General features: G+C 40.8%; 23 protein-coding genes and 1 other RNA gene. 4 read left to right on the top strand and 20 right to left on the bottom strand.

What is annotated here, in order from left to right:
- The 6 genes from CYP26_RS05115 to CYP26_RS05090 form a co-directional block, all read right to left on the bottom strand.
- Positions 1-1,230, bottom strand: a 1,230-nt coding sequence (locus CYP26_RS05115) for a cache domain-containing protein (protein WP_141090082.1), incomplete at its 3' end; no start/stop codon positions are given.
- 148 nt (positions 1,231-1,378) lie between these two features.
- Positions 1,379-2,197 carry a pyridoxamine kinase gene (locus CYP26_RS05110; RefSeq protein ID WP_103630631.1) on the bottom strand — a complete coding sequence of 273 codons (819 nt, stop codon included), beginning with the start codon at positions 2,195-2,197 and terminating at the stop codon, positions 1,379-1,381.
- Positions 2,198-2,200: 3 nt separating this feature from the next.
- Positions 2,201-3,115: a radical SAM protein gene (locus CYP26_RS05105; RefSeq protein ID WP_103630630.1), complete on the bottom strand. Its 915-nt coding sequence runs from the start codon at positions 3,113-3,115 to the stop codon at positions 2,201-2,203.
- Complete coding sequence (gene hemE, locus CYP26_RS05100) at positions 3,105-4,127, bottom strand: uroporphyrinogen decarboxylase (RefSeq protein ID WP_103630629.1); 1,023 nt, start codon at positions 4,125-4,127, stop codon at positions 3,105-3,107. Before hemE ends, CYP26_RS05105 begins: the two co-directional genes overlap by 11 nt.
- Before the next feature lie 92 nt (positions 4,128-4,219).
- On the bottom strand, positions 4,220-4,726 hold the full coding sequence (locus CYP26_RS05095) for a YqhA family protein (RefSeq protein WP_103630628.1): 507 nt from the start codon (positions 4,724-4,726) through the stop codon (positions 4,220-4,222).
- A gap of 136 nt (positions 4,727-4,862) precedes the next feature.
- Positions 4,863-5,792, bottom strand: a complete 930-nt coding sequence (locus CYP26_RS05090; protein WP_021084389.1) for a ribose-phosphate pyrophosphokinase — start codon at positions 5,790-5,792, stop codon at positions 4,863-4,865.
- Between the two features lie 173 nt (positions 5,793-5,965).
- On the opposite strand from CYP26_RS05090, the gene CYP26_RS05085 reads away from it, so the two are divergent.
- A complete protein-coding gene (locus CYP26_RS05085; RefSeq protein ID WP_103630627.1) occupies positions 5,966-6,328 on the top strand; it encodes a DUF488 domain-containing protein in 363 nt (120 codons plus the stop codon).
- Here the strand turns inward: CYP26_RS05085 and mnmA are convergent.
- From mnmA to aroQ, 11 genes are read right to left on the bottom strand one after another with little or no spacing between them, the layout of a single operon-like run.
- Entirely contained in the window at positions 6,315-7,367 is a 1,053-nt protein-coding gene (mnmA, locus tag CYP26_RS05080) for a tRNA 2-thiouridine(34) synthase MnmA (RefSeq protein WP_258031421.1), read from the bottom strand. The genes CYP26_RS05085 and mnmA overlap by 14 nt on opposite strands.
- Positions 7,368-7,383: 16 nt before the next feature.
- Positions 7,384-7,974: a TIGR00730 family Rossman fold protein gene (locus tag CYP26_RS05075; RefSeq protein ID WP_103630625.1), complete on the bottom strand. Its 591-nt coding sequence runs from the start codon at positions 7,972-7,974 to the stop codon at positions 7,384-7,386.
- Positions 7,974-8,828 carry a flagellar motor switch protein FliY gene (fliY, locus tag CYP26_RS05070; RefSeq protein ID WP_103630624.1) on the bottom strand — a complete coding sequence of 285 codons (855 nt, stop codon included), beginning with the start codon at positions 8,826-8,828 and terminating at the stop codon, positions 7,974-7,976. Before fliY ends, CYP26_RS05075 begins: the two co-directional genes overlap by 1 nt.
- The gene (gene fliM, locus CYP26_RS05065) at positions 8,818-9,921 is read right to left on the bottom strand and encodes a flagellar motor switch protein FliM (protein ID WP_012140115.1); all 1,104 of its coding nucleotides are present in this window, start codon (positions 9,919-9,921) and stop codon (positions 8,818-8,820) included. The genes fliY and fliM overlap by 11 nt, the downstream gene beginning before the upstream one ends.
- Positions 9,921-10,625 (bottom strand): RNA polymerase sigma factor FliA, encoded by a 705-nt coding sequence (locus tag CYP26_RS05060; RefSeq protein WP_103570278.1) that lies wholly within the window; start codon positions 10,623-10,625, stop codon positions 9,921-9,923. Before CYP26_RS05060 ends, fliM begins: the two co-directional genes overlap by 1 nt.
- Positions 10,597-10,941: a hypothetical protein gene (locus tag CYP26_RS05055; RefSeq protein ID WP_012140116.1), complete on the bottom strand. Its 345-nt coding sequence runs from the start codon at positions 10,939-10,941 to the stop codon at positions 10,597-10,599. Before CYP26_RS05055 ends, CYP26_RS05060 begins: the two co-directional genes overlap by 29 nt.
- Positions 10,942-10,954: 13 nt before the next feature.
- Positions 10,955-11,821: a P-loop NTPase gene (locus CYP26_RS05050; RefSeq protein ID WP_103630623.1), complete on the bottom strand. Its 867-nt coding sequence runs from the start codon at positions 11,819-11,821 to the stop codon at positions 10,955-10,957.
- A complete protein-coding gene (gene flhF, locus CYP26_RS05045) occupies positions 11,814-13,172 on the bottom strand; it encodes a flagellar biosynthesis protein FlhF (RefSeq protein ID WP_103630622.1) in 1,359 nt (452 codons plus the stop codon). The genes CYP26_RS05050 and flhF overlap by 8 nt, the downstream gene beginning before the upstream one ends.
- Positions 13,173-13,181: 9 nt before the next feature.
- Positions 13,182-13,658, bottom strand: a complete 477-nt coding sequence (folK, locus tag CYP26_RS05040) for a 2-amino-4-hydroxy-6-hydroxymethyldihydropteridine diphosphokinase (RefSeq protein ID WP_004317550.1) — start codon at positions 13,656-13,658, stop codon at positions 13,182-13,184.
- A complete protein-coding gene (locus CYP26_RS05035) occupies positions 13,655-14,680 on the bottom strand; it encodes an aminopeptidase P family protein (RefSeq protein ID WP_103630621.1) in 1,026 nt (341 codons plus the stop codon). Before CYP26_RS05035 ends, folK begins: the two co-directional genes overlap by 4 nt.
- Positions 14,677-15,156 carry a type II 3-dehydroquinate dehydratase gene (gene aroQ, locus CYP26_RS05030; protein WP_009294223.1) on the bottom strand — a complete coding sequence of 160 codons (480 nt, stop codon included), beginning with the start codon at positions 15,154-15,156 and terminating at the stop codon, positions 14,677-14,679. Before aroQ ends, CYP26_RS05035 begins: the two co-directional genes overlap by 4 nt.
- 84 nt (positions 15,157-15,240) lie before the next feature.
- Between aroQ and mqnF the strand changes: the two genes are divergently transcribed.
- Positions 15,241-16,458, top strand: coding sequence for an aminofutalosine deaminase family hydrolase (gene mqnF / locus CYP26_RS05025; RefSeq protein WP_103630620.1), 1,218 nt, complete (start codon positions 15,241-15,243; stop codon positions 16,456-16,458).
- Positions 16,446-17,309 (top strand): signal peptide peptidase SppA, encoded by an 864-nt coding sequence (gene sppA / locus CYP26_RS05020; protein ID WP_103630619.1) that lies wholly within the window; start codon positions 16,446-16,448, stop codon positions 17,307-17,309. The genes mqnF and sppA overlap by 13 nt, the downstream gene beginning before the upstream one ends.
- Positions 17,310-17,360: 51 nt before the next feature.
- On the opposite strand, the gene CYP26_RS05015 is transcribed toward sppA, so the two are convergent.
- From CYP26_RS05015 to CYP26_RS05005, 3 genes are all read right to left on the bottom strand, one after another.
- Entirely contained in the window at positions 17,361-17,909 is a 549-nt protein-coding gene (locus tag CYP26_RS05015; protein ID WP_103630618.1) for a WG repeat-containing protein, read from the bottom strand.
- A gap of 88 nt (positions 17,910-17,997) precedes the next feature.
- Positions 17,998-18,356, bottom strand: a transfer-messenger RNA (tmRNA) gene (ssrA, locus tag CYP26_RS05010).
- A gap of 30 nt (positions 18,357-18,386) precedes the next feature.
- Positions 18,387-18,791 carry a phosphorelay protein gene (locus tag CYP26_RS05005; RefSeq protein WP_103630617.1) on the bottom strand — a complete coding sequence of 135 codons (405 nt, stop codon included), beginning with the start codon at positions 18,789-18,791 and terminating at the stop codon, positions 18,387-18,389.
- An 85-nt stretch (positions 18,792-18,876) separates the two neighbouring features.
- Here CYP26_RS05005 and panB point away from each other — a divergent pair, with 85 nt between their 5' ends.
- Positions 18,877-19,692: a 3-methyl-2-oxobutanoate hydroxymethyltransferase gene (gene panB / locus CYP26_RS05000; protein WP_103630616.1), complete on the top strand. Its 816-nt coding sequence runs from the start codon at positions 18,877-18,879 to the stop codon at positions 19,690-19,692.
- The last annotated feature ends 21 nt before the right edge of the window (positions 19,693-19,713 follow it).

Raw genomic sequence — 19,713 nt, 5'->3', positions numbered from 1 at the left:
AAGTTGTAGATCTTTAAATGTGCTTTTTAGTTGATTTAGAGCTGGGTTGTTTGTATCAGCTTCTAAGCTTGCTTCATAGTTGCCATCTTTTATCTCATTTACAAAGGTGTTGGCTTTTTGGATGAAGATACTTTGATCTTTCATGCCATCTTCAATGGCCTTTGTGTTTTTGTTTATTAGCTCTGCCATTTGACCAAATTCATCTTTAGATCTTATATCTATAGGCTCTGCTTTGTTTGTCTTGTGATTTAGTAGATCAAAGAAAGATAGTAGGCCTGTTTTTAGTTTGAGGATGATTTTTAGGAGGTAAGAAGACATTAGAAGTGACACTATCACAGAGATGATGATCGCTGCTAAGATAACGCCGATAGCTGAGTAAAATAGCGTATGCAAATCTTTTAAAAGCACATCCTCGTCCATCTCGCCAAATAGGTACCAATCAAGGCTAGGGATATATTTTGAGCCAATTATCAAATTTCTCGTGCCGTTAAAGTGATGAATGACGCCGCCATTTTTATTCATCAAGACATCAAATTTCTCTTTGCCAAGGACATCTTTTACATTTACTTTGCCAACCCGGTCGCTCTTTTCTATCTTTACGATGCCACTTGAATCAACCATTAGGAATTTACTGCCCTCACCCATGGTTTTTGAAGTGACTAAATTTACGATGTCATCAAGGTTCATACCTATCGCACTGACGCCATAAAATTTGCCGTCTTTTTCAACCTTGCTATTTACATAAAGTGTTAGCGAGCCAGTGGCTTCTGAGACTTGGATATTTAGAGAATTTATCTCTTTGCCATTTTTAACATCAAAATACCAGCTATCACGTGGATTGTCCTTGCTAAGCTGCTTTAAAATTTTGTCATTTGTGTAGTAATTTAGTGTTCTATCAGAGACAAACATCGCCGTTGATAGGTTAAACGCCTTCATAAGGTCGGTGTTGTAGTTAAAAAGCGTTGCTAATCCGTCCTTTGGCTCGCCCTCGTCGATCCACTTTAGAAGATAGTCGTTTTTGGTCATCTGATAAGAGGTGTTGATGACCTTATCTATAGCGTAGCCGATCTCACCTGCAACGTTAGAGACAGCTAGTGGCAGCTCATCTTTCACAACTTTTTCTGTATATAGATTGCGAGCTATGTTGTAACTAATGATACTAACACCAACCAGTAGCAGCACGATCACAGCTGTCAAAATAACAGAAATTTTAATCCTTAAAGACTTCATAAATCACTCCTTGATCAATATTTGCGTAATTATTCAACTTTTTATATAAAAGTAAAATTAATTTAAATAAATATGAAATTTTGTTTTAACTATGTCACTTTGTGGGGTTATAATGACACAAATTTAAATCACTCCCTGCCATAAAGTGCTAAAAATTTCTAAGCAGTTTTTCAAACTGCACACCATATCTTGTGCGATTATCATCTTTTAGCGTGATCTTGATGCTCTCAAGCACAAAATTTGCTGCCTTTTTGATAGCATTTTGCATGCTTTCGCCATTTATGAGCGAGCCAAAAAGCACTGAAGCGAAGATATCTCCAGTGCCACTTACATGAAACGGCAAATATTCGTGAAAATACTCCACTTTTTCTTTCGTCTTTGTGTCATAAGCTATGATGCCACACTCATTTTGCCTATACCTAATGCCCTTTAAAACGATCTTTCGCGCACCAAAACTAGCCAAGCCATCAAGCAGCTCTAAAATGTAATCCTCGCCGTATCCCTCGCTCAAAAATGGCTTGCCACACATAAAACTTGCCTCAGTTATGTTTGGCGTGATGACGTGAGCCTTTGTGCAAAGTTCCCTCATCTTTGCCACAAATTTCTCATCAAAGCCGTGATAAAGCTTGCCGTTATCGCCCATACAAGGATCTACAAGCCTTAGCAAAGAGTCGCTATCAAATTCAGCAAAGACCTTCTCTATAAGCTCAAGCTGCCTAAAGCTACCTAAAAATCCAGTGTAAATTCCATCAAAGCTGATGCCCTCTTTGTGCCAAACCTGCGTTATAGCGTCAAATTCATCAGTTAGATCACGAAAAGTGAAATTTTTAAAGCCAGTGTGAGTTGAGAGCAGTGCCGTTGGCAAGATGCACGCCTCGATGCCTTGGGCGCTGATTATGGGAAGTGCGACGGTGAGCGAGCATTTACCCACGCACGAGATGTCTTGTATAGTTAAAATTCGCTTCATCTATCATCTTAATTTATAAAATTTAACGCCAGCAACGTCAGTTTGATAAACTGCGCCATCTTGCAAGAGCTTGTTTAAAATTTGCTTTGAGTGCTCTGAGAAATTTTCTTCTACATTTGCCGTAGTTTGCGGGCGGCGCTCTAGCATGGCTAAAATTTCACTCTTGCTAAATTCATACTTTTGCTCTATCTTGTGAGCCCTAGCTATGGTGACTGGCACGCCTTTTATCTTACTTGCAAGCTCTTCAAGCCTGCTAGTATCAACGCCTTTTACGTTGTAAGCTGGCGGGCGATCTATCGTGCCCACATCCACCCGGTGCGGAGCTATCTCGTTTATAGCCTCATTAAGCGCCATAAATTCCTCTTCTTTGTCGTTAAATCCAGCTACGACCAAAATTTCAAGCACAAGCTCGCCCTTAAATTCCTTGCGAAATTTAGCCATTGCTTTTATAAGTTCATTTACTTCTATGCCACTTTTGTTGCGGTCTATCTTCTTAAATGTGCTTTGCACGGCGCTATCAAGGCTAAATTTCACTATATCAAGCCCATATAGCGCTTCACAAATTTTTTGATACCTCACACCTGAGCCATTGCTTAAGATAAGAGTTTTTGCCCTGCCCTTTATCTCATTTACTTTTACTATCAGCTCTTTTAAGTGCGGATAAAGAGTTGGTTCGCCATTTGCTGTAAGCGTGATGACATCGATGTTTTGATGAACTTTTAACGCTTCTTTTAAAGCACTTATGATTTTACTAACGCTTGGTGGATTTTCTATCTCTTCAACTGGCTTTGCTCCCTTTAGCTCGCAATAAACACAGTCAAAATTGCATGATTTTTGCTTTGGGCTTAGATCGATGCCAAGACTCATGCCAAAACGGCGAGAATTTATGGGCCCAAAGACAATAGTGCTATCTTGCACTTTTTCTTTGAACCTCTTTTATGAAATATTTTGCGTTTTCAACTGGCACATCAGGCAAGATCCCATGACCAAGGTTGAAAATGTGCGGTGCGCCTTTCATTGTGCTTAAAATTTTATCCACGCCCTCATCGATCGCCTTCTTGCTATATAGCCTTGTTGGCTCCATGTTGCCTTGAAGGACGTATCTTGGGCTAAGTTTTTCTTTTGCTAGCTCGATCGGCGTGCTCCAATCGACGCCAAAAACGTCAAATTTACCTGAAATTTTATCCAAATAGCCACTGATACCTTTTGGGAAAACGATGATCGGGATCTCTGGAAACTCAGCCTTTACGCTATCAACTATCTTGTTTATGTAGTTAAATCCAAACTCAAAATATGCCTGCTCCTCAAGCGCAGCCGCCCAGCTATCAAAAATTTGCACGGCATTTACGCCAGCTTTTATCTGCTCTTTGACGTAAAGGATGAGTGCTTGCGTCACTTTTTCTAAAATTTGATGTAAAAATTCTGGATTTTGATAGAGCATCTTTTTGCAGACCGCATAGTTTTTGCTGCCGCCACCCTCTATCATATATGTAGCTATCGTCCACGGCGCGCCGCAAAAGCCAATGAGCGCCTTATCTTTAGCCAAATTTTCTCTTGTAAGCTTGATCGTGTCATAGACGTATGCTAAGCTTTTAACCGATCTTTCGATGCTAAGTGCATCAAGAGCTGCCTCATCACGCAAAGGCTTTGTAAAAACTGGTCCCTCGCCCTTTTCAAAACGCAGATCCATGCCCATTTCAAGTGGCACGACAAGGATATCGCTAAATAAAATCGCCGCATCAACACCAAGAATTTCAACTGGCTGAAGCGTGACCTCGCTAGCCTTTTTATAGTCTTTGCAAAGTGATAAAAAGTCCCCTGCTTTAGCTCTTACAGCCATATATTCTGGTAGATATCTACCAGCTTGGCGCATCATCCAAACAGGCGTGTATGGCGTAGGTTTTTTAAGGCAAGCGTCTATGAAAATCATCAAATTTCCTTTAAATTTTTAAATGGATATTATCCAAAAATAGCTAAAGAAAAGATGTAGGAGAAATTTTAAGCGTAAAAACGCTTAAAATTTTAGTGATCTCCCTTGTGAAGGAAGTAAAGTCCAAGACAAAGTGCGAGGATAGAAGCCGCGAGATAGGCCATCTCAAGCGGAGTTGTGAAGTTTGCGTGAAGCACTCTTTGGAAGAAATTTACGATTAAGACCATTACGATCACTTTGCCAAGCTTGTCTTTTAGCTCATCAAGCGAATGCACTTCAAGCACCTTGCTCTGCTTTGACTGCTTTAGCTGCGCGATCTCTGAGATGAAAAGCTCGTAAATTCCGAAGCTAAATATATAAAGAACAAGTGCCATCAAGTAAAGATCGATCGCTCCAACGATCTCGCCAACGACTTCTGAGTGGAAATTTTCAACATGAAAATCTGCAACAAAGAAATATTTATAAACCTCTAAAAGCACCTTGCCGACATCATAACTTGCGATGATGAAAAGCACGATCGCACCTAAAAGTCCAAAGACTACCGGAAAAAGCGTGAAACTGTTGCTTGCAAGCAAAATTCTCTCAAATATTTTACGCAATAAAAACCCTTTTTTGTGAAATTTAAAAAGGGGGGTATTTTATAGTTTTTTCCTTAAATTTAGAGGCTTATGTTTAATTAATTTTAATTGAGCTTATCTGGCAAAAAGGAGCATCCCAGACAAAGCTGGGATGATATTAAAACAAGCTATTTACGCTTTCGTTGTGATAAACACGGCGTATCACTTCGCCAAATAGTGAAGCTGTGCTTAGCACTTTTATACAAGGGAGTTCTTCTTTTAACGGGATCGTATCAGTCACCACTAGCTCGTCTAAAAAGCCAAGTTTTAGCCTATCATAAGCTGGTCCGCTAAGCACTGGGTGCGTGCAAAACGCCATTACGCTAGTTGCGCCGCGCTCTTTGAAAATTTCAGCCGCTTTTACGATTGTGCCAGCAGTGTCGATCATATCATCGACCAAGATCACATCTTTGCCTTTCACATCGCCTATCACGTTCATCACTTCGCTCTCATTTGCTTTTTCACGGCGTTTATCAACGATGACCATATCTAGCAAATTTAGATTTTTCGCCAAAGCTCTAGCACGAGCTACGCCACCTACATCTGGGCTTGCAACAACTGGATTTGGTAAATTTTTAGCTTTTACGTAATCGTTAAAGACAATGCTACCATAAAGGTTATCTACCGGGATGTCAAAAAATCCTTGAATTTGACCTGCGTGAAGGTCCATAGTAACGACTCTGTCGATGCCAGCTGTTTGCATCATATTTGCCACCAGTTTTGCAGTGATAGGCACTCTAGGGGCTGCTTTTCTGTCTTGTCTAGCGTAGCCAAAGTATGGCACTATCGCTGTTATAGAGCTTGCACTGCTGCGTTTTAAGGCATCAGTTAAGATAAGAAGCTCCATTAAATTTATATTTGCTGGGGCACATGTTGGCTGGATGACAAAAACATCTTTTCCACGCACGCTTTCGCCGATTTGCACGCTGATCTCACCATCGCTAAATCTTTTTATGCTAGCTTCACTAAGTGGAAGCGACAAATATTGCGAAATTTTCTTCGAAAGCTCGATGTTTGCGGTGCCTGAGAAAATTTTATAGCCTCTCATAATAGTAACCTTTTTTAGTGATTTTTATGTTGTGATTTTATCAAAATGAGCTTTAAATTTAAATTTATTTACCAACTAATTTTAGCCAAATTTTATACTCCAAAAGGCAAAATTTACACCAAATTTTTAAACCATTTTATATTTATAAATTTATGAGGACTAAGATAACAAACATGTTTAAGATATGTAGAATTTACAACTTTATTAAAAGCGACGACGAGAGTTTTAAAGGTGTCTTTATCGATAGACTATATCCTAGAGGCGTGAAAAAAGAGATCTTTTCTAGCTTCATCTGGCTAAAATCAGTCACTCCATCAAACGAGCTAAGGTCATGGTTTCACGAGGATAAGGAGGCTAGGTTTGATGAGTTTTGCAAAAGATTTAGGCAAGAGCTAAATGGCAAAGAGGAGCAAGAGGGGCTAAAAGAGCTTAAAAAGCTAGAAAAAGAGTATAAAAACGTGGCGCTTCTAACTGCTGTCAAAGAGCCAGAATTTAGCCACGTTAAGGTGATAAAAGAGGCGCTTAGTTCTTTATAAAGCCACTTGCGATGACGCGATCACCATCATACATCACGCAAAGCTGACCTTGCGCTACGCCAAGTGCATTTTGATTTAGCGTTAGTTTTGCGGTTTTGTTATCCTTATCAACCTCTACAAAAGCCTCAAGCTTAGGGCTTCTATACCTTATCTTTGTTTCGCACTCAAATTTATCTTCATCTATAAATAAATTTACGTTTTCAAGCTCGACCACCTTTTGAGCAAGGTCATCTTTCGTGCCGACAACGATCTCGTTTTTATCAGCGTTTATCTTGATGACAAAGTGTGGCTCATGAGCGCCAAAAACCTCAAAACCACGGCGTTTGCCGATAGTGTAGTGCATGTAGCCTTGATGGCGGCCGATGATATTGCCGTCTTTATCGACCACGTTGCCTGGTAAATTTGTATTGTAGTGCTTGTTTAAAACCTCGATGTAGGTATTTTCCACAAAGCAAATTTCACTGCTTTCTGCCTGAGTAGCGAACTCTTCAAGCACTTTTACGCCTCTTGCTAGCTCTTTTATATCTTTTTTAAATTTATCTCCAAGTGGGAAAATGACATCTTTTAGCACCTCTTTTGGCACCTGAGCTAAAAAGTAGCTTTGATCCTTGCTAGGATCCTTGGCGCAGGTTATAAAACCATCAACCACCTGCACGTAGTGCCCAGTAGCAAGCTTCTCGCAGCCATTTGCCTTTGCAAAGTCAAGTAGCGCTCCAAGCTTTATAAATTTATTACACAAGGCACAAGGATTGGGCGTTTTACCCTCTTTGTAGAGCCTGACAAATGGGTCATAGACATATTCGTTAAATTTATCCTGCAGATCGAGGATATGCACCTTGATACCAAGATATTCGCCCACTTTTTTGACTTTTCTGATGTTTTCTTCGTGATATCCTGGCTTTTGATGAAGCATCATGTAGCAGCCTTGCACCTCATGTCCAGCCTCTTGCAGAAATTTAGCCGTCATAGTGCTATCTACGCCGCCGCTCATTGCAACCATTATTTTCATATTTTTACCTTTTTTAAATTTAAAGGCGATATTTTATATCTTATTTTTAAATAGCCAAAATTTCGCTTACGATAAGCTCTATATCATCGGTGATTTTATACAAATTTAAATCTTCTTCGTTTATCGTTTTTTGAGGGATCAGCGTCTTTCGTATAAACTCATCAAGCCCTTGCCAAAACTCGCATCCATAAAGAAAAATTTTCACTTTTTTGCTGCCAACATGAGCAAGTACTAAAATTTCAAACAGCTCATCAAGCGTGCCAAAGCCGCCAGGAAAGACGACAAATGCGATAGAGCTATCAGTTAGGGCAAATTTTCTTGGGCTTAAATTTGAAAAGAGATATTTTGCGGTGACGTATGGATTTGTATTTTGCTCAAACGGCAGCCTCACGTTTAGTGCGACGCTAGGGGACTTTGCGCTGTCAAATGCACCCTTATTTGCCGCTCTCATTATGCCGTCCCCGCCACCAGTTAAAATGGCAAAACCTAGCTTATTTAGCTTGTAAGCTAGCTCGTATGCCTTTTTGCAGTAGAAATTTTCTTCATCAAACCTAGCCGAGCCAAAGAAGGTTACATTTTTGTTTTTATACTTTAAAATGCTTGGAAATTTTAAGAGATCATTTACTAATTCATTCATTATTTTAACTGCTGAAGCCTCTCGCGTTTTGAGCCTATCTGAGTGATCTGGATGCCAAAATTTCCGTCTATTATGACAACTTCGCCAAGAGCTATCACCTTATCTCCTATCAAAATTTCAAGCGGGTCGTTTGCTAGCTGATTTAGCTCGATGACTGAGCCTATATCCATAGTGAGCACATCTTTTAAGAGCATCCTTTTTGAGCCGATGCGAACACGCATTGGAAGTCTAACGTCCATGATAAGGCCGATATTTCTCATCTCTTCTGCGCTAAATTCGCCCTTTAGTGCATGAGGAGCGGCTGCAGCTTTTGCAGCATCTACTGGCTCGCTTTTAGCTGGCTCAAAAAATCTCATAAGCGTGTGATCGCAGACAAAAGCCACATGCTCATTTAGATCCTCGATCTTTATGTTAAACAAAAAAAGCTTTTCAAAAACGCTAAAATCAAGCGATGAGTTTTCATCTAAGAAATTTACATTTATCACCTCAAAGCTGATCTTTGGCATGCCTTTTTGCGCTCCAAGAGAGGTGCTAAAGGCGCTAAAAAGGTTTGAAAATATCTCTTTTGCAGCGTCAAGCTCGTCGCTACCGAGATTTTCATTTTTTGAAATTTCTTCTTCGCCCATCATCCACTCACTAACTGCGCTTATGAGCACTGGTGTGCAGGCGATCTCAGCTTTTGCATTGATGTCGCCACTTAATGTCACGCTAGCCATGACAACTGGCGGTTTTATGCCATTTTGCGCAGGCGCGTCAAATTCATTTCTCTCGCCGATCTCTGGTGCTCTACCAGTTAGCCCTTCGATGGTCGCTTTTAACTCATTTGAAAAGATGTTAAAAAATTCATTCGTCATTATCTTCGCTCTCTTCTTCGTTGTTGTGTTCGTTGGCCTCGTCGTATGCCATTAGTTTTGCTTTTCGCTCTTCTTCGTATTTTTCTAGGATGTGTTTGATCTCGTCTTTGTCAGAGCGGATTAGCTGCTCGATCTTGATAGACTTTCTAAATCTATGAAGCCCAACTTCAGCCAAAAATACCTCTTTTTTATCGATGCAAACGATCGCCTTATCATCAGCTCCTCTATCAAGCCTTAAGATATCGCCCTCTTTTAAATTTAAAAACTCATTTACGCTAACGATTGATTTACCAAGGATCGCCTCATAAAGCACCTCAGCACGACCTATTAGAGTTTTTAGCTCTTTGTTTCTACTCTTTTTAGCGCTAGTTTCGCCAAGCATGATGTCCCTGTTTGCAAGGCGCGAAAGGATCGGCTCTAGGTAGATGACTGGATAGCATAAATTTATCATGCCACTTGAGCCACCAACGATGATCTCCATGACGACCATGATGACGATCTCGTTTTGAGATACGATCTGAACGACGTTTGGACTGCTCTCTTTTGCCTCGACATTTGGATACATATCAGTTATCATCGACCAGCTCTCTTTTAGGCGCTGCATGATCATCCTAAGCACCGCATCAAGTAAATTTACCTCGATGTCAGTTAGCTCTCTGTTTGCCTCGAAATTTTCACCAGTTCCGCCAAGTAAGCGGTCTATCATAGGAAATGCTATGCTTGGATTTATCTCTAAGATGCAGTTTCCATCAAGTGGCTTTATCGAAAAGACGTTAAAGCTAGTTGGGCTTGGCAAACTCATCAAAAACTCGCCGTATGTCATCTGATCGACGCTGTGAAGCCTAAGCTCTACGATACTTCTCATAACGCTTGAAATTTGACTAGCTAAATTTCTAGCAAGCTTGTCGTGGATACCTTTTATCGCGCGAAGTTGCTCTTTACTGACGCGGTTTGGACGCTTGAAGTCATAGATAATGATCTGTTTTTGCTCGCCTTGTGGGCTCTCTTCTATCTCGATATTGCTCGTATCGCCGTCTTCATCGACGACTTCAAGTAGCGCATCTATCTCTTCTTGACTTAAAATATCAGCCATTAAACCCCCAAGCTGCGTCTGATGCGATCAAGCAAACGTTTATGAATTTGTGAAATTCTACTCTCGCTGATGTTCATTATCTCGCTGATCTCTTTTAAATTTAGCTCTTCGTAGTAGTAAAGCTGAACTATCATCTGATCACGCTCATCAAAGTCTTTTAACGCACTTTCAATCTTTAAGATAAGATCCTCTTTTTCTACGCTTTTTTCAACATCGCTTTGACCGATTAGCTCCATTTGCTCGTCTATTGGCAAGATGGTGATGATGCCGCTAACCCCCCTTGCCTCTCTTATCTTTTCGATATCTTCATTTAGTTTATCAGCCAGATACTCGTCGCTTGGCTCTTCTTCGTGTGTGTTAAAGTAGTTATCTATCTCGGTATTTATGCTCTTTACTAGCTTTCTATCGCTTCTACTAACGACATCAAGCGCTCTTAGGTAGTCAAGCATTGAGCCATAAATTCTCTTTTTGCCATATCCCCAAAATGAGTCGTTTTGCTCTTTGTCATACTTCCTGCTAAGCTTTATCATCTCTTCAACGCCAACACTTATAAGGTCGTTTACGTCGATACTTGAAGGCAAGCGCTCCTTTAGCCTAAACGCCATAGCGCGCAGAGCTGGCATGTATTTTAAGACGATCTCGTCTTGCTCTTTTTTAATGGTGCTTTTATAAGCGTTAAGCTGCTTTTGCTTTAGTTCGTACATTTTGCTTACCAGAGTCTAAATTTTCGGTGGTTACTTTTAGCATGATATTTTCCATCCGTTTTTCCCTAACGTTTAGCTCAGAGATGAGATAGTCCGCGATCTCCTCATGTCTTTGCTTGTCAAAAAATTTCTTCAAAGTCCTTTTTACATCGACGTAGTTCATTATCACGATGTGAATTATAAGGTAGAAAAATAAGGTAATAACTAGCGTATAAACGAGCATTTCGATAGGCTCGCTCACCTTTAGCAAGGTAAAAACTATGCCTATGAAAAATCCACAAACCGTAAAAAATGCTATAAAATTTTCTGCACGCAAAGCTCAATCTCCATTAAAATTGTTCTATCAAACGCTTAAAGAAGCCCCCAAAGCTCCTGCTTTGCTCATCTTTAAGCACTTTTCGTTCCAACCTATAAAGCAAATTCGAAGCTATCTGCTTGATCTGCACGCTAGCAGAGCCGTAAGCTTCGTCATCTGTAAAGAGTGTCCTTTGCTTTATGCTCCTTGCCACGCTCTTATCAGAAGCCACGTAGCCAATTAGCTCTAAATTTAAACTAGGCCCGATATTTGCATTTGCCACTCGCTTTACATTTTCATAAATTCTAGTGGCCTCAGCCTCGTTTTTTACCATATTTAAAAGCAAAAGCTCGCTATTTTTAAACCTTGAGACGATCTTTATGACCGCGTACGCGTCGGTTATCGCCGCAGGGTCAGGCACAGTCACCACGACAACCTCGTCTGCCGCTTCTAAAAAGAGCTGCGTACTGCCGCCTATGCCAGCTCCAGTGTCGATGATCAAAAAGTCAAGCCCATCAAGCTCGCTAGCCTCATCTAAAAATCTCTCAAATAAAAATTGATTGTTAAATTTCAAAATTTCATCGCCGCTTTCGCCAGGGATGAGGATGAGATTTTTATTTATAGGTATCAAGATATCTTTTAGACTGCACTCGCCTTTTAGCACGTGAAGCAGGTTTTTGCCCATTTTGACGTTTAAGATCACATCAAGGTTCGCAAGGCCGATATCAGCGTCAAAAAGCCCTACTTTATAGCCATTTTGCGACAAGACATTTGCTAAATTTGCACTTATCGTGCTCTTGCCAACGCCGCCTTTGCCACTTGTGATCGCTATAAAATGCGTATTTTTAGCCTTATTTTGAGACTGGACTAAATTTTGTAGTTTTTGCGCTTGGTTATTCATCGCTAGCCTTTTGCTTTGTAAAGCCGTCAAACACGCACTCTACTAAAAATTCGCTCTTTGCCTCCACAAGATCATCAGGCACCTCTTGACCCACGCTAAAGTAGCTAACTGGCGTGTTTGTCTCATATATCAGCGAAAAGACGTTGCCAAAAATTTTAGTCTCGTCAAATTTTGTGATTATTAAAGTGTCGATCTCTAAAAATGAAAATCCATTATAAATTTCTATCAGATCCTCGACCTTTGAGCCAGCCGAAAGGACTAAATTTACATCGATCTTTGCGCCGCTATGCTTTAAAAATTTATCAAGTCTTTCAAGCTTTTCTTTGTCATACTGCGAATTTCCAGTGGTGTCGATTAGTATTACATCGCAGTAGCTAAGCTGCTTTATGGCGTTTTGAAAGTCCTCGACTTCTATCACGTCAAGGATGGGTAGCTTCATCATCTTAGCATACTGAAATAGCTGCTCGACCGCTCCGATACGGTACGTATCAAGCGTGATGATGCCCGTTTTATAGCGCTTTTCGTTGCCGTAAGCAAAACGAGCCGCAAGCTTTGCAAGAGTCGTCGTCTTGCCAACTCCAGTTGGGCCAACTAGCATCATTATGCGCTGTTTTTTATCATTTAGCTCTTTTCTGCATGGCAGCATATTTCGCAAAAGTGAGTAGAAGTACCTTTTTACCGCGGTTGGGTTGCTTTTCATAGAGACTGGCAAATTTTCAAGCGTCGTTTGCATGATCGCCTCTAGATGCTCCTCTTTCATGCCACTTTGTTTTGCGAGCTTGTAGATACTAGCAAACTCTGGCGGGATCGAGAGATTGTTGCGATTTGGGGCTTTTTCGTCCCAGATCATGTCAGTTATCAGCCCTATTTTCTCGCTTAGCACGCTTACTTGCTTTGCTACATCGTCTATTTTTTTATTCATGCCATTTGTGCTTGGCTCTTTTATCTCGTTCATATCGACATTTGCGATCGCGCTTATCTCTTTTGCGACGTCTGAGATGTTTAAAAGCACGCTCTCATTTGGATCGTAAGGCTCAGGCGACGTCGTCTTTGCCTCAAATTTAGCAGGCTCCTCTTTTATCTCAAATTTTGGCTTTGGTGGCTCATAGTTTTTACTAAATTTAGAGTAGGCATTTTCATAGTTTATTGCTTTTGCATTTGGCTTTGGCGGCTGCTTTACCTCGTCCTCTTCGACGCTTACTAAAATTTCATAAAGCGGCTTTTTGTTTATCGTTTTGGCTTGAATTTGCTTTGTAGTGACGAGTATGGCCTTCTCGCCGCACGCTTCTTGAGCCTTTTTCAAAGCCTCTATGGTGCTCTCGCCTGTAAAAGTATGAAATTTTGTAGCCATTTATATCCTTTAACCTCTCATAAGCCCTAGTGGCACGATCACGCTGAGCCTCTTACTAGCCCCTGGGTGCGGGACGATAAGGCGCGGCGTCTTATAGACTTTTTTACTAAAATACAAAATATCCAGATCAAGCGTGCGTGGCGCATTTTTAAACGTCCTCACGCGCTTAAATTTACTCTCATAATGCCCCAAAATTTTTAGCAAATTTCTAGGGCTCATAGATGTTTGTAAATTTATAACAGCGTTACTAAAATCATCCTGCGCTTCGTAACCAAACGCCGCATTTATAAGGATCGGCGAGACTTCAACCACATGAAAACGCCTATCTTCACTAATCGCTCTTATAAATTTATCAAACCTCTTTGCACTATCGCCGATGTTGCCACCCATGCCAACTAGCGCCTCATACTTAAACTCATCTCTTTTTTGAAAAAAACTAGGGCAAAAACGGCTTTTTACGATCTTTCTTGCTCCAGCTAGCCTCATAAAATTTCGCACCCACCTTCTCTTGCGACCACCACGTCCTCGATGCGCACGCCAAATTCATTTTCTAGATAAATTCCAGGCTCCACACTAAAGACCATGCCCTCTTTTATGAGCGTTTCACTCCTTGCTGAGATGACTGGAAGCTCGTGTATATCGACACCCACGCCATGTCCTGTCGAGTGAAAAAAGGCCTTTTCATATCCAGCCTTTGCTATCACACTTCTTGCCACAAGGTCTATCTCGCACGCCCTAATGCCAGCTCTTGCGACCTTTATCGCAGCAGCCTGAGCCTCTTTTACGATCTCGTAAATTTCTTGAATCTTGGTGTTTTTAAATTTTTGCTCCTTTGAGAAGTTAAAATTTTCATCAAAGCAAGCAGTTCTGGTGCGATCAGAGCAGTAGCGATTAAATTTCACTCCAGCGTCAAGTAGCAGCAAATCACCCCTTTTTAAAATTTTATCCCCAGGCAGCGCGTGCGCCTTTGCGGCATTTTCATTTATCGCCACGATCGGATCAAAGCTAAGACCTAGCTCGTTTTTTTGCCTAAAGATAAGCGAGGCGTTGAAATGAAGCTCTTTTTCGCTCATCCCTTCGCCATTTTCACGCACAAATTTAGCAAATTCATCAAAGCATTTTGCTCCAAATTCGCTAGCCTTTTTTAAAATTTTTACCTCATCTTCGCTTTTGCAAATTCTCTTTAGCCTAGAGAAATTTGCCTTTGGCTTGAAATTTATCTTAAAACCCTTGCTAAGCGCGTTAAACTCGCTTAGACTTAGCTCATCTGGGTTAAAAACAAGGCTACTTGGCTTCATCTTTCTTAAAAATGCCCTAACCTCGTTTATTAAATTTCTCTGCGCCAAAAGAACGACCACGCCTGCATTTACGCAGCTTTTTGCCTCGAAATAATACCTCGCATCCGTGAAAAAGTATTTCACGCCATCAAGACACAGCAAAAACTCATTGTCGCAGCTATAACCACACTCGTAAAATACGGCGTTTTCGTCCTTTAAGATGAAATTCATTGTGCGTTTTGATTTGCTCTTACTGCTTTTATCTGCTCAAAAATTTGAAGCATGCCTATCATCGCCAAATGATAGCCAACTGGTCCAAAGCCCACGATCTGGCCTGCTGCAACTGGTGCGATAAGGCTTTTGTGACGGAACTCTTCTCTTCTATAAACGTTGCTGATATGCACCTCGATAACCGGCAGCGCAACCGCACTTAGCGCGTCACGGATAGCGATAGAGGTGTGAGTGTAAGCGGCTGGATTTATGATGATGCCGTCAGCATCGCCCAAGCACTCTTGGATCTTATCGACTAGCTCGCCCTCAAGGTTGCTTTGAAAAAACTCGATCTCAACGTCATTTTGATCGGCAACGATCTTCATTTGAGAGTGGATATCCTCCATCTTCATAACGCCGTAAATTCCTGGCTCTCTAGCGCCAAGCATGTTGATATTTGGGCCTTGGATAACCATTATTTTTAGCTTCTTATCCATGTCACTCCTTTTTGATTAAATAGCCCAAATTATACATTTTCGTTCCTAAATTTTCGCTACAATAACAAAAATTTAAGGCTAGAAATGGAAATTTTAAAAGCAAAAAAAATAATCACCGGCGGAGAAAATCCAAAAATTTTAAGAAATGCTTGTGTTGTCATTAAGGACGATAAAATTTTAGAAATTTTAAGCGAAAAAGTAGCGATTGAGAAATTTAAAGAGGCAAAAATTTGCGACTTTGGTGAGAGCGTGATCGCCCCAGCTTTTATAAACACGCACGTTCATTTGGAGTTTAGCTCAAACGTTAGCACACTAAAATATGGTGATTTTATAAAATGGCTTGGCTCTATCGTCGATAAAGGTGGCGAGCTAGCCAAAATGGACGCTAAAAAAGCGATGAATGAAGCGATAAATTCACTACTTAAAAGCGGAGTTTGTACCATTGGCGAGATATCTAGCTTTGGCTTGGAGCTTGAAATTTTAGCCGCTAGTCCGCTAAAAGTCGTGCTTTTTAGTGAAATTTTAGGCTCAAATGAGCAGATGGCTAACCAAAATTTGCAAAATTTCTTAGCTAAATTTGAAAAAACAAAGAGCTATAAAAGCCAAAATTTCACCCCAGCCATCTCGCTGCACTCGCCCTACTCTGTGCATCCAAAGCTCGCCAAAGCCGCCCTTGAGATCGCTAAAAAAGATGACCTGCTTGTTAGCACTCACTTTTTAGAGAGCAAGGCTGAAAAGCAGTGGCTAGAACGTGGCAGCGGTGGCTTTAAAAAGCACCTTTTAAGATTTAGCCCAGATCCAAAACCGATGTATGACGCGCAGAGCTACTTTACGATGTTTCGTGAGATAAATACTCTCTTTACGCACTGCGTTTATGTGAGCGATTTTGCTAAATTTAAGCCTCATCACAGCGTGACACACTGCGCCGTTTCAAATAGACTACTTGGCAAAAAGGCACTAAATTTAAAAGAAATTTTCAAAAACAACGTCAGTCTAAACATCGGCACAGACGGGCTTAGCTCAAATATCAGCCTAAATTTTTGGCATGAACTAAGAGCCGCCCTTTTGACCCACGCCAGCCTTGATCTAAACGAGCTTGCCACTAGGCTTTTTGTCGCTGCAACTCATGGTGGCGCAAAGGCGCTTAGGACAAATAACGGCGAGATAAAAGCAGGACGCGTGGCTGATCTTGCCGTCTATAACGACCTAGAGTGCGATGACAGCGAGCTAATACTTCAGCTCATACTTCATACAAACGAGGCTAAAAAACTATATATCGGAGGCAAAATTTGCAAATTTTAAGGCTTATTTTTAGAGGAATTTTAGGAATTTTTAAATTTATAAATAACTACTTTAAGGCACTTATATTTTTACTCATCTTATTTTTTATTTTTGCGCCAGATGGCAAGATGAAAGAGCCAAATTTAGCTCGCATAGACATCACCGGCACGATAGTGGATACTAGCGAAATTTTAGATGCGCTCGAAAAGGCAAGGCTGGATAGCAACATCAAAGGCGTGCTGCTCTACATCGACAGCCCAGGCGGCGCGCTAAGCCCGAGCGTGGAGCTAGCTATGGCGGTCAAGCGGCTAAAAGAGAGCAAAAAAGTGCTCGCATACGCAGCTGGCAACATGGCAAGTGGTAGCTACTACGCTGGCGTAAATGCCGACGCCATCATCGCAAACCCTGGCGCTTTCATCGGCTCGATAGGCGTCATCATGCAAGGGGCAAACATCGAAAATTTAGCCAAAAATTTAGGCGTGAGCGAGCAGGTGGTGAAGGCTGGCGAGTTTAAAGAGGCTGGCACCTTTATGAGGAGCTGGAGCAAGCAGGAGCGTGAGAGCTTACAAGGGCTCGTAAATGACGCTTATATGCTCTTTGTAAGCGACGTGGCGGAGGCTAGAAATTTAGATATCAAGAAAAAAGACGAGTGGGCAAATGCAAGGGTATTTTTAGCGCACAATGCCCTAAAAGTGGGGCTAATAGATAGCCTTGGTAGCTACATAGACGCTCAAAACGAGCTAGCTAAAATAAGCCTCGTAGATGAGCCCGTCTGGCAAGAAAAACCGCAGCTCGAAAAGATAATGGAGAAATTTACAAAGCAAGGCATAAACTCACTTTTTAACGCATTTTTCGAGACAAAGCTTAGATAAAAAGCCAGCCAAGTTAAATTTAACTGGCTGGCAAAGCTTTTTGTAGTTAGCTTATCTGAAATTTCCCTCGCTATCCACAAAGAGTTCTCTCTCTGCTATTTTTATCAAAAAAGTAGTTTTATTTATCCTTTGAATCACCTCAAATTTACCATAAATGCTATTTTTGATAACGACATTAAAGTTTTCATCCAAAAGTCCAAATTTATCACCTAGCCGTGATAAGTAGAAAGTGTTATTTGACCTGTCTATAGCCTTATCAAACACCTCTATCTCATTTTTGCTTTCGTCAAAAATGACAAAACATCCTTTTGTGTTTATATAATCCCATTTGCCATCTTTTTGAACAGCAGCAAAGCCTTCTTTAAAATCGTCAGCACCATCAAATTTACACTCTACTATCTGCTCACCTTTGGTGTTTATATAACCCCATTTGCCATCTTTTTGAACCTTAGCAAGACCTTCGTGAAAAAACCAAACATCATCAAATTTACACTCTACTATCTGCTCACCTTTGGTGTTTATATAACCCCATTTGTAATCTTTTTGAACCCGAGCAAAGCCTTCGTTAAAATCGTAAGCATAATCAAATCCCCAAAACATATCCCTCTCCTTTGTTTATATGAGTTGTGTTATTTTAGTTTATATTGTTTTAAAAGTGAGTAAAAATTAAGAGAATTTTAAAGTAAGATGGTGGAAGCGAGGGGGATCGAACCCCTGTCCAAAAACAAAATCCATACAGCCTCTACACGCTTAGCAAAAGTGAAAATTTCATCTAAAAAGGCTCACTTTCCAAAACCAAAATTTAGACTAAGACTAAAATTTCAGCTAGCAAGCAGTCACTTTGCTGGCCTACTCTAGCTAAATTACTCGCTTACATCCTAGCTAGAATGAGACAAAGCGAGGCTCAACTGAACTTACGCAGCTTTAGCGTAAGCAGGAGCGAAATTAACGTTATTTGCGTTTAAATTTAATTTGAGCTTTTTACGCTTTGCTCAAAGCGACGTGCCACCGTACACACTCTGCTCCTGTCGAAGCCAAGTCGCTCCCATAAAAAATGAAATGGTTTAGTTGGATTGTTTAGTCAAGCTTTGCAGGTACGTCAATGATCTTTGGCTCAAGGACGCTAAAATACTCTAGGTCTTTCTCGACATCACCTTTGTATTTATGAAACTGATCGCTAATAAGCAGCAACCAATCTATAAATTTATCATTTGCTGGACCTTTTAAGCTTCTAGCCTCTTGAGCGACCTCTTCAGCCAAGGTTGTCAGCTTTAAGATCGGGTCAAGATGCATAAAACCTGCTGCTGATTTGATATTGTGAAAGATCCTAGAAAGCTCTAAAATGCTCTCCTTATACTTGTCAGCTCTTCCTAAATTTATTATCAAAGGCTCTAGTAAATCGCACATCAAAGTGTAGTGAGAGAGAAACTCCTCAACTATATCGTAAGAATAATCGACTTCAAGCCTTTTTAATATACCCATTTTCATGTCCTTAAGAAATTGGCGTAATTGTAGCAAAATTTTGATAAAATTGTTAGCATTATCACAAAATTTACCGGACTTAGCCATGAAAGATGAAAAAACCGTAAAGAAAAAACTAACCATCAATGATATAAAAAACAAAAAAGGCGTTGAGCCTATCGTGATGATAACTGCTTATGATGCGCTATTTGCGAAGATTTTTGATGATTACGCTGATATTATCCTTGTTGGCGATAGTTTAAATATGAGCTTTAACATGAAAGAGAGCACGCTAAGTGCTGATATGAGCACCATGCTTTATCACACAAAGGCCGTTTGCGCTGGGGCTAAAAAGACTTTTATCCTAGCTGATATGCCATTTGGCAGCTACACAAACGAAAAGCAAGCGATTAAAAATGCGATGAAATTTTTCAAGCAGACAAATGCCGATGCGGTAAAGCTTGAAGTTGGCATGCATCAGGCAAATTTAGTAAAACGCCTATGCGAAGAGGGCATAAACGTGATGGCTCACATCGGACTAAAGCCGCAGTTTTATAAATTTGAGGGTGGATATAAGATAAAAGGCAGAAGCGAGCTTGAGGCAAAAAGGCTAGTTGAAGAGGCTTTGGCGTTTGAGCAAGCTGGCGCGTTTGGCATACTGCTTGAGGGCACGCTTAGCAATGTAGCAAGCGAGATAACAAGGCAGGTTCGTGTGCCAGTTGTGGGCATAGGCTCTGGGGCGGATGTCGATGGGCAGGTGCTTGTTTGGTCTGATATGTTGGGATTTTTCGAGGACTTTAAGCCAAAATTTGTTAAGCGCTATCTTGACGGAGCCGCTCTTGTGCGAAAAGGCGTGCAAAGCTACACTGACGAGGTAAAAAACAAAATTTTCCCAAGCGAAGAGTTTTCGTATCAGGGTTAAATTTATACTCCAAATTTAAAA

Origin of the sequence: Campylobacter concisus (assembly GCF_002913225.1) — a bacterium.
In the GTDB taxonomy this organism is placed as follows: Bacteria; Campylobacterota; Campylobacteria; order Campylobacterales; family Campylobacteraceae; genus Campylobacter_A; species Campylobacter_A concisus_J.
The sequence above is the reverse complement of the archived record's forward strand: the minus strand, read 5'-3'. Positions and strand labels throughout refer to the sequence as shown.

Coding starts and splice junctions, on each gene's coding strand:
- CYP26_RS05110 (WP_103630631.1), bottom strand. CDS start 2,197: ATGAAGCGAATTTTAACTATACAAGACATCTCGTGCGTGGGTAAATGC.
- hemE (WP_103630629.1), bottom strand. CDS start 4,127: ATGATTTTCATAGACGCTTGCCTTAAAAAACCTACGCCATACACGCCT.
- CYP26_RS05090 (WP_021084389.1), bottom strand. CDS start 5,792: ATGAGAGGCTATAAAATTTTCTCAGGCACCGCAAACATCGAGCTTTCG.
- CYP26_RS05085 (WP_103630627.1), top strand. CDS start 5,966: ATGTTTAAGATATGTAGAATTTACAACTTTATTAAAAGCGACGACGAG.
- CYP26_RS05075 (WP_103630625.1), bottom strand. CDS start 7,974: ATGAATGAATTAGTAAATGATCTCTTAAAATTTCCAAGCATTTTAAAG.
- fliY (WP_103630624.1), bottom strand. CDS start 8,828: ATGACGAATGAATTTTTTAACATCTTTTCAAATGAGTTAAAAGCGACC.
- fliM (WP_012140115.1), bottom strand. CDS start 9,921: ATGGCTGATATTTTAAGTCAAGAAGAGATAGATGCGCTACTTGAAGTC.
- CYP26_RS05060 (WP_103570278.1), bottom strand. CDS start 10,625: ATGTACGAACTAAAGCAAAAGCAGCTTAACGCTTATAAAAGCACCATT.
- CYP26_RS05050 (WP_103630623.1), bottom strand. CDS start 11,821: ATGAATAACCAAGCGCAAAAACTACAAAATTTAGTCCAGTCTCAAAAT.
- flhF (WP_103630622.1), bottom strand. CDS start 13,172: ATGGCTACAAAATTTCATACTTTTACAGGCGAGAGCACCATAGAGGCT.
- folK (WP_004317550.1), bottom strand. CDS start 13,658: ATGAGGCTAGCTGGAGCAAGAAAGATCGTAAAAAGCCGTTTTTGCCCT.
- CYP26_RS05035 (WP_103630621.1), bottom strand. CDS start 14,680: ATGAATTTCATCTTAAAGGACGAAAACGCCGTATTTTACGAGTGTGGT.
- aroQ (WP_009294223.1), bottom strand. CDS start 15,156: ATGGATAAGAAGCTAAAAATAATGGTTATCCAAGGCCCAAATATCAAC.
- mqnF (WP_103630620.1), top strand. CDS start 15,241: ATGGAAATTTTAAAAGCAAAAAAAATAATCACCGGCGGAGAAAATCCA.
- CYP26_RS05015 (WP_103630618.1), bottom strand. CDS start 17,909: ATGTTTTGGGGATTTGATTATGCTTACGATTTTAACGAAGGCTTTGCT.
- CYP26_RS05005 (WP_103630617.1), bottom strand. CDS start 18,791: ATGGGTATATTAAAAAGGCTTGAAGTCGATTATTCTTACGATATAGTT.
- panB (WP_103630616.1), top strand. CDS start 18,877: ATGAAAGATGAAAAAACCGTAAAGAAAAAACTAACCATCAATGATATA.